The following is a 14641-nucleotide window of genomic DNA, read 5'->3' as shown; positions in this document are numbered from 1 at the left end:
TCAGTTTGCTCTACAATAGCGTTCCAGTATAGAGAAAACCGAAACACGAACCAATAGTTGTTATGCACTCAAATGTTATTGATTGGGATATAAACTTCCTAAAGGCCCATGCCGCACCACCTGTCGTACGTTTACTCGATGCCATGTCGCTATCATCGCTTTCTGATTTTCCTAATGATGTCACGCTTAACAAGCTGATTAAACGTTACTATGGCTCGTGGAGTGCACCAACCTTTAAAGGGCAAAGTAAATTTGGTGAAGACGAGCTGCGATATTACGAAGCAATTATCTCACAAGACGCTACCGTGCCCACTCGCGAACGAAGTTGGCATGATCTCTTTAATGCATTGGTGTGGTTGCAGTTTCCTAATACAAAAACGTTGCTCAATACATTGCATATGCTAGATATCGCTGAATATGGCGTGCATCCCAGAACCTCTAGGCGAAACCGTATTACCCACTTCGACGAGTGTGGGGTTGTGTTAGCCATGGAGGCGGGGACCGACTTGGCAGACAACGGGAATTCCTTTCTACATTCACTTGCGTCACACGAATGGCGAGAAGTCTTTATTAACCGAAAGCACTATTGGGGACGTCATGTTCATCCATTTATTTTCGGCCATGCGAACCTGGAGATGATGCTATCACCTTTTGAGGGGCTTACGGGTAAATGGCTGGCAGTAAGGGTTGATGAAGGGTTTTCAGAATTACCGTATTGGGAGCAAAGAAACGTGGTTGATGCTGCGTTGGTTGAGCGTATCAGGACTTTGGGATGCTTTACGCGTTCGCCGCTTTTAAAGCCTATTCCGTTGTTGGGCGTACCAGGTTGGCACCGTGAACAGCCGGATAGTTTTTATCAAAATGAAGATTACTTTAGGCCGATAAGAAAAGGAGCGAAAGCGAGTATTCAGCTTCCGCTCTGATAATGCGTTTATCAATGGCGACTAAAACAGCGCTACCACAAACCATATACCGTAAATAATAGCATAGGGCGCAGCGGCAATAACGAGCGCCTTTTTAGTTGTAAACGATGTCCACTGTGCAATGCCAACGGTGGTCAAATAGATACCTAGAAACAACTCGATACGCATTGATTGTGCAAGGGCAAACCACGACGACTCCAACCCTATATTAAAAAGGTAGGCAACAGAAAGTGGTGCAAGCACTGACGGAGAAACCTGATGATCACCGGCCAAAAGCAGTAAAACCACTGACACAAGGCCCGTTAACACGTAAGGCATAGACACCCACCACGTAAACCCGTACCAATCGGTAAAGCCAAAGACATGACTGTCGTCTGAACGTGTCATTATATTTAGGTAAGCAGCAGAAATAGCATTGACGATAATGAGGCCAAAGAATATACCAATAATATTCGACATCATCATGGTATTGCGAGTGAAGAAGGCGCGCATTTGATCTGCTTCCGCCGGGCTCATGTCACCTTTCGCTGCAATATTGGCGTTGGCAAACCACTCAATATCGACAAAATTAATGTAAAGATATTGTGATGACACCGCAATAAGCATGACCAAAATAAAAGGAAGCCAACTCCAGTTACTTTTTTCACCTACCGCTTTAAAAACGCCATTCGGTTTAAAAAATATGTCGTTGCATGCTTGAAAAGGGTTAGTGACCGTTTGCATTCCCTGCTCCAAAAGTAGAGGTAAATATAAGTTATTGACGATAATAAAGTAAGTGCTTCATGGGCGCACTACCGTGGCGGCATGAATTAGTTACAATATGTGTCACTTAAAAAAGAAAAGCCAGTAATTTACTGGCTTTTGTTATTGTTTATGGTTGCGGTTAGGCTAGCGGGGGGACCCTGTTTCCTATGTTAAATAGGTGTAATTCAGCAAACAAAGCACTATCGTGCTGTAGGTTATCGAAATCGGTAAGCCTATCTTAATAAAGTGTTTGAATCGATAGTCGGCAGCATTAAACACAAGCAGGTTGGTTTGATAGCCAAAAGGCGAAATGAAACTGGCGCTCGCGGCAAATGCAACCGCTAAGGCAAATGGCATGAGTGGGGCGCCAATAATGTCGACTAGCCCATAGGCAAACGGAAACATGAGTGCGGCAGCTGCATTGTTGGTAACAAATTCGGTAAGTAATAGCGTGACTAAATATACGGTTATTAGCGCAACGAACCAATTTGTACCGGAAAGTAGAGGCATCAATGCTTGCGTGATCAACGTGATGACACCTGATGACTCAAGCGCCGTCGCTAAACTTAGTGCACCAACAATCACGATTATCAAGTTAAGCGGTAAATTGCGCTTCATTTCGCCATTTGAGGTAACACGAAAGCCAATTAATACTGCGGCTAAAAATAATAGCCCAATTGAAAGCGAAATGATGTTTGTTGCCGCGAGCGCTACGGTAGTCAAAAAGCCGCCAAGGGTGATCCACTCTTGTTTGTTTGTAAGAGGGCGAGCAATACGTTGTTCGGTGAGGATAAAAAAGTTTTTGCTTATATTTTGTCGTGTTGCGAAATCTGGACCTGTTGCCAGTAATAAAAAGTCACCGGATTTAAGTTTTATTTCTCCAAGCTTGCCCGACAATTGTTCTCCGTCACGCCTAATGGCGACGACTGCTGCATCAAACAATGCACGAAAGCCTAAACTTTTTATTGTTTGTCCAATAATCTGAGCACGGTTTGCAACAACCACTTCAGTAAGACTATCGCGCATCACACCATCGCTTTCTGCAAACATACTTAGCCCTTTAATATGACTAAGGTTATCAAGCTTTTGTACATTACCAGAAAAGATAAGTTTATCCTTTTCCATAATGACTAAGTCGGGACTGACAGGAGAGATAAGATTACCATCACGAACTACTTCAACGAGAAACAACTCTGGTAAGTTACGTAAATGGTTTTGCTCTACCGTTTTACCTATAAGCTCTGAGTCTGGCTCTACTTTTGCCTCGACCATATAGGCGTGATAACGGTTATCTTTATTGGTGATGTGTGGCAGCAACGGTAAAAGAAAAAACATCAATACCCCACAGGCAACGCCTGCCACTAAGCCATAAAGCGTAAAGTCAAAAAAGTTAAACCCTGGGTGGCCATGTTCTTGTAGAAAGCTATCTACAATCAAGTTGGTTGAGGTACCGATTAGTGTAACGGTTCCGCCTAAAATTGCAGCATACGATAAAGGAATAAGCAGGCGAGATGCTGGGTGATATTGGTTTTGTTTAACTGGGCCAATAAGGCTCGCCACGATGGCGGTATTATTTAGCAAGGCAGAGGACAAGAATGTGAGCGAGAACAATCGCCAATAGGAGGCGGTAAAACTCGACGTGACTAACTTTCTACCGAGCCGCTTGATAAGTGCGGTCTTGTCAATGGCACTGCTGACTAACAGCAATAAAATAAGGGTGATTAGGCCCTTATTCGTTAAATTCAACAGGATGTCGTCCATTGATAATTGTTGGGTAACCAGCAAGCCTAAAACCGTGCCTGAAAACACGGTAGAAGGGCGTTGATTGGTAAATATTAACGCAAAAATCGTACTGACGAAGATCGCCAGTACGATGAACTGGGTAATATCCATTAAGATCCAGTCCTATTAGAGCTTACTAATATCCACAGCGTTCCAGTGTGGGAAGTGCTTACGAACAAGCGTATTAAACTCAAGCTCAAACTCTGAGAAGTTTGGCGAGGCATGCTGTGCATCGCTAGCAATGTGATCGATGATCATCCCTGCGCCCACTGTGCCGTTGGTCAATCTATCAATGACGATAAATGAGCCAGTAGGGCGGTTTCGCTTGTAAGGGTCACAGGCAATTGGTTGAGTGAATTTAACATCAACAACACCTATTTCATTTAGATTTAGGTGCATTGCATCTTTTTCTTCAAGCGTGTTTACGTCTATTTGATTATCGATATGCGCAACGACTCCAGGTGTTGATTTTGTCGCAAACTTAAACAAATACTGTTTATTCGGCATCAATGGTTCTTCAGACATCCACACCAAATGGGTTTTAAATTGCGTAGACAGTAACGGTATATTGTCAGATTTAACAATCATATCGCCACGAGAAATATCAATTTCGTCTTCAAGTGTTAGTGTGACTGCTTGAGGGACATAGGCGCGTTCTAAGTCGCCTTCAAATGTCACAATTTGTTTTACTTTAGACTTTTTACCTGACGGTAGCGCAGTGATTTCGTCGCCCGGTGCTACTTGACCCGATACCACGGTACCCGCAAAACCACGAAAATCGAGGTTAGGGCGAGTCACATATTGTACAGGAAAGCGGAAATCATCTTGGTTATCGTCTTCACCAATTTCAATGTCTTCCAACATTTGCATTAGCGGCACACCATCAAACCAAGGCGTTTTTTCGCTTAAACCAACCACGTTGTCACCTTCAAGCGCTGACAGTGGGATAAACTGAATATCTGGAATATCAAGCTGCTCAGCAAATTTCAGATAGTCTTCCTGAATTTGGTTGTACACAGACTCAGAATAGTCCATTAAGTCCATTTTATTGATAGCGACAATAACGTGCTTAATGCCCAGTAATGAGACTAAAAATGAATGACGCTTAGTTTGCACTTTTACGCCGCCTCGCGCATCCACAAGAATGATCGCAAGGTCGCAAGTTGATGCGCCCGTTACCATATTTCGAGTGTATTGCTCATGTCCTGGGGTGTCGGCAATAATAAACTTTCGTTTTTCAGTCGAGAAGTAACGGTAAGCTACGTCGATAGTAATGCCTTGCTCACGCTCTGATTGCAGACCGTCTACCAATAATGCTAAGTCTACTTTCTCACCCGTGGTGCCCACTTTCTTACTATCTTTCGTGATTGCAGCAAGCTGATCTTCATAAATCATCTTTGAATCATGTAATAGGCGACCAATTAGTGTGCTTTTACCATCATCCACGCTGCCGCAAGTTAGGAAACGTAGCATGTCTTTCTTTTCGTGTTGCTCTAGGTAAGACAGAATATCTTGTCTTAATAATTCGTTTTCGTTGTTCATGTTATGCGCTCACAAGGAAAAAGGGGTTTAATACTGATGCTTTTTGGTTATAGGTAAGCGCCTCAGCATTTTCATCTAAAGGGTTATCTGGGTTTAGGACCGTTACGTTCGCACCAGCGGCAAGGGCTACAGCATGAGCTGCTCCCGTATCCCACTCCGACGTTGGGCCTAAACGAGGGTAAAGGTGCGCTTCACCTTCTGCAACTAAACAAAGCTTCAGTGAACTGCCCATCGCTACAAGCTCGGTTTCACCGTTAAGCTGGGCCAATAAGTTTTGAATTTCAGGGCTTTGGTGAGAACGACTACCCACAATTTTCCACACCTCGGTACCGTCGTGTTTGCGCGCGGAAATAGCGGTAAACTCGCCGTTCACTTCGGTCCATGCACCTTCACCAACAATGCCTACGTAGCTTTTGTTAAGTGCTGGCGCATAAACGATACCCATGGTTGGCTTGCCGTTTTCGATAAGTGCAATATTTACCGTAAACTCACCGTTTTTCTTAATAAATTCTTTAGTGCCGTCTAGCGGGTCTACTAACCAGTACGACGACCACGTTTTTCGTTCATCCCACGAAATATCAGCTGACTCTTCTGAAAGAATTGGCAAGTCGGATTCCGCTTCAAGGGCATGAACAATAACGTTATGCGCAGCAAGGTCTGCCTCGGTAAGCGGGCTAGTATCCTGCTTTTCGTAAATGGCGAAATCATTTTCATAAATCGCCATAATTTTATCACCTGCCTCTTTGGCAATGCGAAGCACATTTTGTGCAAGAGAGTTAATAGGCTGTGTCATTACACCAATCCCTTTTCTTTAAGCAAGGCGTACAAGCGTTCAGCGGTCTGCTCTGCTGGTTCATCCCGATAGGTTAAGTGAATTTCCGGCGCTTCAGGGGCTTCATAGGCAGAATCGATACCGGTGAAATCTTTAATTTCGCCGCTTCGCGCCTTTTTATATAAGCCTTTCGGGTCGCGTTTTTCACACACTGCAAGGGGAGTGTCAATAAACACTTCTACAAACTCACCATCGTCCATTAAGCTGCGGCAGTAGTCGCGGTCAGTTTTAAACGGTGAGATAAAAGCGGTAAGCACAAGGGTTCCCGCATCTATAAATAGCTTAGCGACTTCACTAATGCGGCGAATGTTTTCAACGCGGTCTTTATCGCTAAAACCTAAATCACCACATAAACCGTGACGTATGTTATCGCCGTCTAACAAATACGTATGTTTATTTTGTTCGTGAAGCTTTTTCTCGAGCAAGTTTGCCAATGTTGATTTACCAGAACCACTTAACCCAGTAAGCCAAAACACCCGAGGCGTTTGGCCTAGTTTTTCAGAACGAGTGGTTTTATTGACTTCGTGTTTATGCCAAACAACGTTGTCTGTGGTCATTAGAAATACCCTTCCATTTTCTTCTTCTCCATAGAGCCTGCGCTATCATGATCGATAACACGTCCCTGACGTTCAGAAGTTTTGGTAAGCAGCATTTCTTGAATAACTTCTGGAAGCGTTGCCGCTTCAGATTCAACTGCACCAGTAAGCGGGTAACAGCCGAGCGTTCTAAATCTCACCGAACGCATTTCTGGTACTTCACCTTCCTCTAGTGGCATGCGGTCATCATCAACCATAATAAGCACACCATCACGTTCTACGACTGGACGAGGCTTAGACAAATACAGTTGAGGAATATCGATGTTTTCTAGGTAGATGTACTGCCAGATATCAAGCTCAGTCCAGTTTGACATAGGAAAAACACGGATGCTCTCGCCTTTGTTCACTTGTGAGTTGTAGATGTTCCACAATTCTGGACGCTGATTTTTAGGGTCCCAGCGATGATTTTCATCGCGGAATGAATACACCCGTTCTTTTGCGCGTGATTTTTCTTCGTCTCTTCGAGCGCCACCAAAGGCCGCGTCAAATTTATATTTGTTGAGTGCTTGCTTAAGAGACTGGGTCTTCATGATATCAGTATGCTTCGCTGACCCATGTGAAAATGGACCTACACCGTGCGCTACACCTTCTTCATTAATATGAACAAGCAGGTCAAAACCGTGTTTCTTCGCTTGTTCGTCTCGAAACTTGATCATTTCGCCAAATTTCCACGTGGTATCGACGTGTAATAAAGGGAACGGGATTTTTCCAGGCGCAAACGCTTTACGCGCGAGATGAAGTAAAACAGAAGAGTCTTTACCCACCGAATAAAGCATTACTGGGTTTTCAAACTCAGCGGCAACTTCTCGGAAGATTTGGATACTCTCGGCTTCGAGTTGTTTCAAATGCGTAACAGACGGGATACTAGCAGTCATTTTGAAGTCCGATTTTTATGTTATATACAAAAAAGTTATATGCGGGTTATTTTTCTGCATAGAAAGATACCACAATTAAATTTAAATGTAGTATGCGATTTAGCTATTTAAAATGCCCAACTTATTACTAAAAAATTAAAACATCGTGTTTTTTGGCATAAGGCTTGATTTTTCTATGCTTGAAAACGGTATTTTTTAACAAAAAGCCCCGCGATAGCAATACTATGCGGGGCTTTTCTTTGAGTCGATTAACTACTTACGTTCGCTAAGTTTTTGCTCGAAAATATCGAAGGTGTCTGTGACGCCTTTTCGCGGTGTGCCAGATTTACTTAGTATCATAATGGTAAGGCTGGACAGAATAAATCCGGGGACAATTTCGTACATCCAACTACCCAACGATGCGCCGTTAATCGTGACTGGCAGGTAAATCCAAAGCAATACCGTCACTGCACCTACTATCATTCCACCTAACGCAGCACGTCGTGTCATTTCTCGTTTGAACAAGCTAAATAGCACTAACGGACCAAATGCCGCACCAAACCCTGCCCACGCGTTACTAACCAGCGTTAAGATGTTGCTGTTTCTATCGTAGGCTAAATAAATAGCAACAAGGGCAACGGCGACCACACTAACACGGCCCGCGATAACAAGTTCTTTGTCTGATGCATCGCGGCGCAAAAACGCTTGATAGAAGTCGCTCGTTAGTGAGCTTGAGGTAACTAAAAGCTGTGATGATATGGTGCTCATGATAGCGGCGAGAATAGCGGCGAGTAGAAAACCGCCAATTAATGGGTGGAAGAGTATTTGAGACAGATAAATAAAGACCGTTTCTGGGTCTATTTGGTTGCCATTGCCTGTGACATAAGCAAGACCGAATAGCCCAGTCATGAGGGCGCCGATAATTGAAACTATCATCCAGCCCATACCAATATTTCTCGCCGTAGGAATGTCATCGACAGAGCGAATGGCCATGAAACGAACAATAATATGAGGTTGACCGAAATAGCCTAAGCCCCATGACATCAGCGAGACTATACCAACAAAGGTAAGCGTTTCGTTGGTTGATGCATCGACGAAGGCATTAAATAGGGCAGGGTTGATAGTATCAAGTGCATCAATTGATGCCCCCACGCCCCCTAGCTCACTGATAACAACCGCCGGTACCATAACTAACGAAACGAACATAATGCAGCCTTGAACGAAATCGGTCATGCTCACCGCCATGAAACCGCCCACCAAGGTGTATGCCACTACCACACCTGCAGTAACGTATAATCCCATTTCATAGCTAAGCCCAAACGACGTTTCGAACAGTTTCCCGCCCGCAACGACGCCTGATGAAGTGTACAGCGTAAAGAATACAACAATAACGATAGAGGCAATAACACGAAGCAATCTTGAATTATCGGCAAAACGATTTTCAAAGTAATCGGGTAACGTAATGGAGTTGTTGGCGACTTCAGTATAAATACGAAGGCGAGGAGCCACCAAAATATAATTTGCAAGCGCGCCCAGCGTTAAGCCAACGGCAATCCAACCTGCAGATAGCCCTGAAACATACATAGCACCTGGCAAGCCCATCAGCATCCAGCCACTCATGTCAGAGGCGCCAGCTGATAATGCCGTTACACCAGGACCGAGTTGTCGACCTCCTAGCATGTAACCTTCAACGTTGGTGTCGGTTTGTCTAAATGCAAACAATCCGATGCCAAGCATTACAATGAAATATAACCCTAACGATATTATTGTGCCGGTTGCCATAGTGTTCCCTTATAGTTTTTATTTAATGCTAACACCTATGGGTAGCACTCTCCATGACAGTATTTTTAATTGGCCATTATTTGACCGGTGCGGGATTGTAAAAGGGTAATGAATTAGAGGTTAGCGGTTGAGTTAATAAGATTCATGACGGTCTCGACCCTTGCGTTTGGCACGGTAAAGCAAATCATCACATTGTTTTATAATGGTTTGAATATTTTGAATACCTTTAACCTCAATGAGCCCAGCTGAAAAGCTCACGGTAAAGTGCTCATCGGTCTGCTTCCAGGCGTGCTTGGCTTTCATTGACACGCTAACTTGATCAAGTACTTTCTCTGCGACGTTTTTCGACGCTCCATCTAGTAACAGCAGGAACTCTTCGCCTCCATATCGGCAAAGTTTGTCAGATTTTCGAATCGTTGAATGCACGGTGTCGCAGAAAAAACGAAGTACTTCATCTCCCACAAGGTGTCCGTAGTTATCATTCACAAACTTAAAGCGGTCAAGGTCCATTAATACGATGCTTGACACTTTTCCCTCTTCCAGAGATTTTGATAATGCTGACAGCATTGCTCGTCGAGTGAGCGCGCCGGTAAGCGGGTCGGTGTTCGCATAGTAGGTGCTACGACGCTGTTTACGCCATAAAATGATAGCTACCGCAGCAAGGATGAGCGCCAAAAGGGCAAAAATAAGCGTAGTTAAGCGCTGATGTTTTTGCTCTGAAGATGCCTGTAATGTGGCAAGTTTTTCTTTTTGTAATTGAATAAACTCAACATCTCTAGACAGCGGATCTTGTTCAATGGTGCGAAGATCTTCAAAACGGGTTAGCCTGTTTTTTATTGAGGCTCGTTGTGCATTTTTTTGATGATAAAATGCGGTTTCGAAATCACCTCGAAGGGAATAGAATAAGCTTAGGTTTTCATGCAAATGAATGCTCTCTGGATTGCTGAACTCTTCTTTACCTCGGCGGCCTTCCACTTCATTACGATATTCTTTGATTTCATTCTCAAACGCCTCATCGCTGCCATCAAGCGAGAGTTGCATCAGTTTGCTTATCGTCGAATACGTGACCCATTTGGAAGGAATGTCATCTTCATAGAGTGATTGAATTGATTGGGCAATCTTATTAACCTCCTCGATATCGCCCGGTGCCTGTCGGTTGCTGTGAATGCTCATGCGTAAAGACTTTGCTAGCATCAACTCGAAATTACTCTTGTTTCTAATGGCGAGTCTTTCCGCCTCCATTGCCTCTTTTAACCCTTCGGTGTAACGTTCCATCTTATTAAGCGGATTAATTACAAATGTATAATCTGTTACTTCAATCGTGCTCTCACCCTTTAACGCTATAAAGCGTTTAGCATGCTCGTAAGCGCGATTATAAATATTCAATTCATAATACATTTGCCCTAATAATTTATGCGCGACAACTTTATCTAACAAGGTCTCTAACTTTCTACCGTCATTAGCGAGCCCTAAATAAGGCAATGCATAGTTTATTTCTGTTATTGCTTGCAGCGGCATTTGCACGGTAAGCTCCATTGCGAGCCACATACTAGCGGTTGCAATAGCAGTTTTGTTGCCGGTGTTAAGTAGTTCATACTTCAACTTTCGGAGTTTAGGAATGCTGATTTGAACCCGTTCAAGGCGGGTATTGGCTTGAATTACGGACGTGGCAAAGATGTAATATGCGCGATTGGCGCTGTAAGTGTGAAGGTCTAGCGCTTTTAGCGCTTCCCAATCTTTTTCTACAACAGGGGTGTGTACTACGATAGGTAGCCTTGGGCCATCGGTTTCTGCGGCCGTAATCGACGCCAATATATGTCTGAACACCACACCTAAATGTGTTTTGTCGTTGTGTATTCCTGATGCGTCTATCTCATCTGCGATTTCATCATTAGCCAACCCATTGGGGGAATTCCAGTCATAAATAGATGTCGCGACAAGGTTACTATATCGCTGCAATGTCTCTATCTGTGAGGCGGCAAATGAAGGCGGGCAAATGAGTACACTTAACCACAAACCTAAAACAGGGAGGCGAGAGAACAAACAGGAACACTTCACTAAATACTTCATTAACTTCAATATCGATTTGTATTGTGACTGGAGCGTAAAGAACACATAGGGCGTTACGCGCAGAGTAGCCAAATTATAAAGTAGGTGTAGACTAAAAATCACGTTAAAAAACGCTGTAATGGTGTGAAGCTGAAAGATGGTGGGGCACACTCCCCAAAAAAAAAACGGCCAAGGAGGCCGAATTTTTGTGGTTCTAAAACATCAAACTACGCGCTCAATAGTTAAGCGGAAAAGCGAATTCTCTCTGCGACTGATTTTTTCATATTATCTAAATCCGCATTTTTATCGCCAACCACCATGATGCTAGCACGCTGAAGTGTTAGGCTTTCGCCTCGATACTGTTTGTCCTCAAATTCAGCTGGAACACGGATGTCGCTGCGTTCTGGTACAATAAACACCGACATTTTACCTTCAGGTGTGTCCAGAATTAGGTGCAAACTTCTTACTGTACTCAAATGACAATAGTTGGCCACTTCCACTTTGCCGATATCGTCTGTAAAGCTTGCGCCGAAACTGGCTAGTTTCGCATTTACCATCTCTAAATTAACCGGTAATAAAGTGTGAGCACGCTCTGTTTCGGCATACTGCATGTGTGCGAGTGCTTGCCCACCAAGGCTCACAGGCTGGTGATACCACATAGTAAAACCAATACCTACGGTAAAGGCTACTGACGCTGCTAATGCCATATACCATCGGCTTTTGCGTTTGTACCGGCTAAACTCGTCAGCTGACTGCTGCCATATTAATTTATTAACTAAATCCTCTGGCACCTCTACTTTTGCTGCTTGCTTTAACTGCGTATCTAACAGTTTCTGCTCGTTCCAAAAGTCGCGCTTGCTGTTGTCAGACTTTGCCGCCTCGACTACGTCGCTGTCAGTTGTATTTGGGTCGGCATATATTCTGCGTCTAAATTCTAACTCATCCATTTACACGACCTCTCTGTTCATTCTGTCTTTCTAACGTTTCTTTCAACTGGCTTCTTGCTCTAAATAACCTTGTCATTACGGTATTCTTGTTTAACCCAAGTTGTGCTGCGATTTCCTCTCCACTAAACCCAAAGATAAGCTGCAACACCAAAGGTTCTCTGTACTCATCGCTGAGGCCGCCCAATAAACGGTGTAAATCGCGGTTGTGAATGTCTACGTCGGCTTGTTGTGTATCATCATGAATATGTTCATCATCAATATCTACCGTGTCTAGCTGTTTGCGCTCGAACCGTCGGGCATTCTCTCGTCGCAGTATAGTGATCAGCCAAGATTTAGCCGCTTTCTCGTCATTAAGGGCATCAAGAGATCGCCAAGCCCTCAAGAACGTTTCTTGCACGATGTCTTCGGCCACGCTCCGATCTTTTACTAACCAGTACGCATAGCGATAAATGTCGGTGTGAAACGCTTTGACTAGCGCTTCGTATCTTTGGTGTTTTGCTTTCATACCTGATAAGACCCGACCACTGTCAGTTTTATTTCGTACAAACATAAAATTCATCAAATAATATTTTTTTCATTATTGCATAAAAAAACTGCACCTTTCTATCCGTTAAAAAGGTGCAGCTTTTATTGTTCAATAAAACGTATTTCTAGATGTTATACTTTTCTGCTGGCAATCCAATTATCGATGTTCTCTTCTAGTACCGACAATGGCACCGGGCCATACTTTAAGATCTCGTCATGGAACCCAGCCCATTCAAACTTATCGCCCAGTTCAGTCATGGCTTTCTCTCTTAATTCCATAATTTTGAGTTTACCAATCATGTATGCTGTTGCCTGACCCGGCATGGCAATGTAACGCTCAATGGCTTTTTCTGCATCGTATTGAGGGTTCGGAGTATTATCAATAAGATACGCTATTGCTTTTTCTCGTGACCATTTTTTTGCGTGAATGCCGGTATCAACGACCAATCGACATGCGCGCCATAACTCCATGGCTAAGCGGCCAAAATCAGAGTAAGGGTCTTTATAAAAGCCCATATCTTTTGCCAACTCTTCGGTATACAACCCCCAGCCTTCTGTGTAGGCCGTAAAGCTCAGAAATTTCTGGAATTGAGGCACCCCTTCGAGTTCCTGTGCAATAGTGCGTTGCATATGGTGGCCAGGAATACCTTCATGATAGGCGAGGGCTTCTAACTGATAAGTGGGCATCGCCTTCATATCGAATAGGTTCGCATAGTATATGCCTGGTCGACTACCGTCTTGTGCTGGACTTTGATAGAACGCTTTACCAGCAGATTGCTCGCGAAATGCCTCAACACGTTTCACTACCATGGGCGCTTCCGGAAGTATGCCAAAATAAGCTGGTAGTGCATCGCGCATATCGTCGATGGCTTGCTTTGCATCGTCTAGGTATTTTTGACGTCCCTCAGGGGTTGCAGGAAGGTAGAATTGGTCGTCTTCACGCATGAACACGAAGAACTCTTGTAGCGTACCTTCAAAGCCCACTTCCTTCATAATGTCTCGCATTGCGTTATGAATACGCTCGACATTATCTAAGCCAATTTTATGTACTTCATCAGCGGTCAAATCGGTTGTTGTGAACCAGTTAAGACGATTCTGGTACCATGTGTCGCCGTCAGGTAGCCGCCAGACACCGTCTCCCTCAGGAGTGAGTGCTCGCTGATGCGTAAGTTCTGCAATGAGTTTTTGGTACGCTGGCATCACTGAACGCAACAATGCCGTGTTTGCTTCAGCGATTAATTGGTCTTTTTCCTCATCACTTAGTGTTAGTGCTGCAACTTTAGATTGAAAGTCTTCCAATATCGTCGACGGGTCACCATTTTCTTCAAAAGGCGCGCCGGTAATGACATTTTTAGAAGCTTCTATCATTTGATCGTAAGACCATGCAGGTGGGAACACGCCAAGGGTTTCTCTAACCTTCATTTGGTCAATAACTTGGTCGAAGTATTTATTCACGCCATTAAGGCGCCCAATGTACGCCTGAGCGTCTTCCTTCGATGATACGCGATGAATATTGATTAAGAAGCTTGGAACTTGGGTGTGTGCCGCACGAAATTGATGGACAATATAGCGGTGATGACGAAATGCGTCATTGGCCAAGTTGCGCTCTATACCAAGCTTGTATAGTCGTAAACTAAGTTGCTCTTGTTCGCTCAGTTTACTGACATCAAAACTAGCAAGTGTGGATAATCGTTCCTTGGCAATGGCAACGCTTTTGTCCGATTCAGCCTCACTGATATCATCCCACTTATCATAATCCCATTTTTTACCAAGATAACTTTGGAATAATGGAGAGCGTTTTAAATCTTCGTCAAAAGCGTTTTCAAAAAACGCACTAAGCCTTTCTGATTCGGTTTGTGAAGCGTTGTGTTCAGCAGCAACGTGAGAGGTTGTTGTCTGAGTACTTTCCGTCGCGGGTGAACAAGCGGTGATGGCAAATAGTGCTGCCGCTATCGGTGATAATTTCATTAGTGTTGCTTTCATAAGATCTCCCCGGTTTCGTGGAAGCGACATCAATGGAGTCGCCACTTTTTATTGTTCTTTTGGTTTACACTAATTATTCAGT

The 14641-nt window shown here is 43.9% G+C and carries 12 protein-coding genes; 1 reads left to right on the top strand and 11 read right to left on the bottom strand.

Annotated elements, in window-relative coordinates; translation table 11 throughout:
- The first annotated feature begins 62 nt into the window (after positions 1-62).
- Positions 63-923 carry a DUF3025 domain-containing protein gene (locus AC27EZ_RS00645; protein WP_487133472.1) on the top strand — a complete coding sequence of 287 codons (861 nt, stop codon included), beginning with the start codon at positions 63-65 and terminating at the stop codon, positions 921-923.
- Between the two features lie 21 nt (positions 924-944).
- Here the strand turns inward: AC27EZ_RS00645 and AC27EZ_RS00640 are convergent, their stop codons facing one another.
- From AC27EZ_RS00640 to AC27EZ_RS00590, 11 genes are all read right to left on the bottom strand, one after another.
- Positions 945-1646 carry a YIP1 family protein gene (locus AC27EZ_RS00640; protein ID WP_487133471.1) on the bottom strand — a complete coding sequence of 234 codons (702 nt, stop codon included), beginning with the start codon at positions 1644-1646 and terminating at the stop codon, positions 945-947.
- 186 nt (positions 1647-1832) lie between these two features.
- Positions 1833-3560: an SLC13 family permease gene (locus AC27EZ_RS00635; protein ID WP_487133470.1), complete on the bottom strand. Its 1728-nt coding sequence runs from the start codon at positions 3558-3560 to the stop codon at positions 1833-1835.
- 15 nt (positions 3561-3575) lie between these two features.
- Positions 3576-4991 (bottom strand): sulfate adenylyltransferase subunit CysN, encoded by a 1416-nt coding sequence (gene cysN / locus AC27EZ_RS00630; RefSeq protein WP_487133469.1) that lies wholly within the window; start codon positions 4989-4991, stop codon positions 3576-3578.
- A 1-nt stretch (position 4992) separates the two neighbouring features.
- On the bottom strand, positions 4993-5784 hold the full coding sequence (cysQ, locus tag AC27EZ_RS00625; protein WP_487133468.1) for a 3'(2'),5'-bisphosphate nucleotidase CysQ: 792 nt from the start codon (positions 5782-5784) through the stop codon (positions 4993-4995).
- On the bottom strand, positions 5784-6380 hold the full coding sequence (gene cysC, locus AC27EZ_RS00620; protein ID WP_487133467.1) for an adenylyl-sulfate kinase: 597 nt from the start codon (positions 6378-6380) through the stop codon (positions 5784-5786). Before cysC ends, cysQ begins: the two co-directional genes overlap by 1 nt.
- Complete coding sequence (cysD, locus tag AC27EZ_RS00615; RefSeq protein ID WP_487133466.1) at positions 6380-7294, bottom strand: sulfate adenylyltransferase subunit CysD; 915 nt, start codon at positions 7292-7294, stop codon at positions 6380-6382. The genes cysC and cysD overlap by 1 nt, the downstream gene beginning before the upstream one ends.
- A 252-nt stretch (positions 7295-7546) precedes the next feature.
- Positions 7547-9055 (bottom strand): sodium/proline symporter PutP, encoded by a 1509-nt coding sequence (putP, locus tag AC27EZ_RS00610; protein ID WP_487133465.1) that lies wholly within the window; start codon positions 9053-9055, stop codon positions 7547-7549.
- A gap of 132 nt (positions 9056-9187) precedes the next feature.
- Positions 9188-11113 (bottom strand): GGDEF domain-containing protein, encoded by a 1926-nt coding sequence (locus tag AC27EZ_RS00605; protein WP_487133464.1) that lies wholly within the window; start codon positions 11111-11113, stop codon positions 9188-9190.
- 233 nt (positions 11114-11346) lie between these two features.
- On the bottom strand, positions 11347-12051 hold the full coding sequence (locus AC27EZ_RS00600; RefSeq protein ID WP_487133463.1) for a DUF3379 family protein: 705 nt from the start codon (positions 12049-12051) through the stop codon (positions 11347-11349).
- On the bottom strand, positions 12044-12601 hold the full coding sequence (locus tag AC27EZ_RS00595) for a sigma-70 family RNA polymerase sigma factor (protein ID WP_487133462.1): 558 nt from the start codon (positions 12599-12601) through the stop codon (positions 12044-12046). Before AC27EZ_RS00595 ends, AC27EZ_RS00600 begins: the two co-directional genes overlap by 8 nt.
- Before the next feature lie 107 nt (positions 12602-12708).
- Positions 12709-14559 (bottom strand): DUF885 domain-containing protein, encoded by a 1851-nt coding sequence (locus AC27EZ_RS00590; RefSeq protein ID WP_487133461.1) that lies wholly within the window; start codon positions 14557-14559, stop codon positions 12709-12711.
- Between the last annotated feature and the right edge of the window lie 82 nt (positions 14560-14641).

The sequence above is a fragment of the Alteromonas sp. 4NH20-0056 genome, assembly GCF_057539655.1.
The sequence above is the reverse complement of the archived record's forward strand: the minus strand, read 5'-3'. Positions and strand labels throughout refer to the sequence as shown.

What these genes read in the sequence shown, in the direction of transcription:
- cysN (WP_487133469.1), bottom strand. Translation starts at nt 4,991, where the DNA reads ATGAACAACGAAAACGAATTATTAAGACAAGATATTCTGTCTTACCTA.
- cysQ (WP_487133468.1), bottom strand. Translation starts at nt 5,784, where the DNA reads ATGACACAGCCTATTAACTCTCTTGCACAAAATGTGCTTCGCATTGCC.
- AC27EZ_RS00640 (WP_487133471.1), bottom strand. Translation starts at nt 1,646, where the DNA reads ATGCAAACGGTCACTAACCCTTTTCAAGCATGCAACGACATATTTTTT.
- cysD (WP_487133466.1), bottom strand. Translation starts at nt 7,294, where the DNA reads ATGACTGCTAGTATCCCGTCTGTTACGCATTTGAAACAACTCGAAGCC.
- AC27EZ_RS00600 (WP_487133463.1), bottom strand. Translation starts at nt 12,051, where the DNA reads ATGGATGAGTTAGAATTTAGACGCAGAATATATGCCGACCCAAATACA.
- putP (WP_487133465.1), bottom strand. Translation starts at nt 9,055, where the DNA reads ATGGCAACCGGCACAATAATATCGTTAGGGTTATATTTCATTGTAATG.
- AC27EZ_RS00635 (WP_487133470.1), bottom strand. Translation starts at nt 3,560, where the DNA reads ATGGATATTACCCAGTTCATCGTACTGGCGATCTTCGTCAGTACGATT.
- AC27EZ_RS00590 (WP_487133461.1), bottom strand. Translation starts at nt 14,559, where the DNA reads ATGAAAGCAACACTAATGAAATTATCACCGATAGCGGCAGCACTATTT.
- AC27EZ_RS00595 (WP_487133462.1), bottom strand. Translation starts at nt 12,601, where the DNA reads ATGTTTGTACGAAATAAAACTGACAGTGGTCGGGTCTTATCAGGTATG.
- AC27EZ_RS00645 (WP_487133472.1), top strand. Translation starts at nt 63, where the DNA reads ATGCACTCAAATGTTATTGATTGGGATATAAACTTCCTAAAGGCCCAT.
- cysC (WP_487133467.1), bottom strand. Translation starts at nt 6,380, where the DNA reads ATGACCACAGACAACGTTGTTTGGCATAAACACGAAGTCAATAAAACC.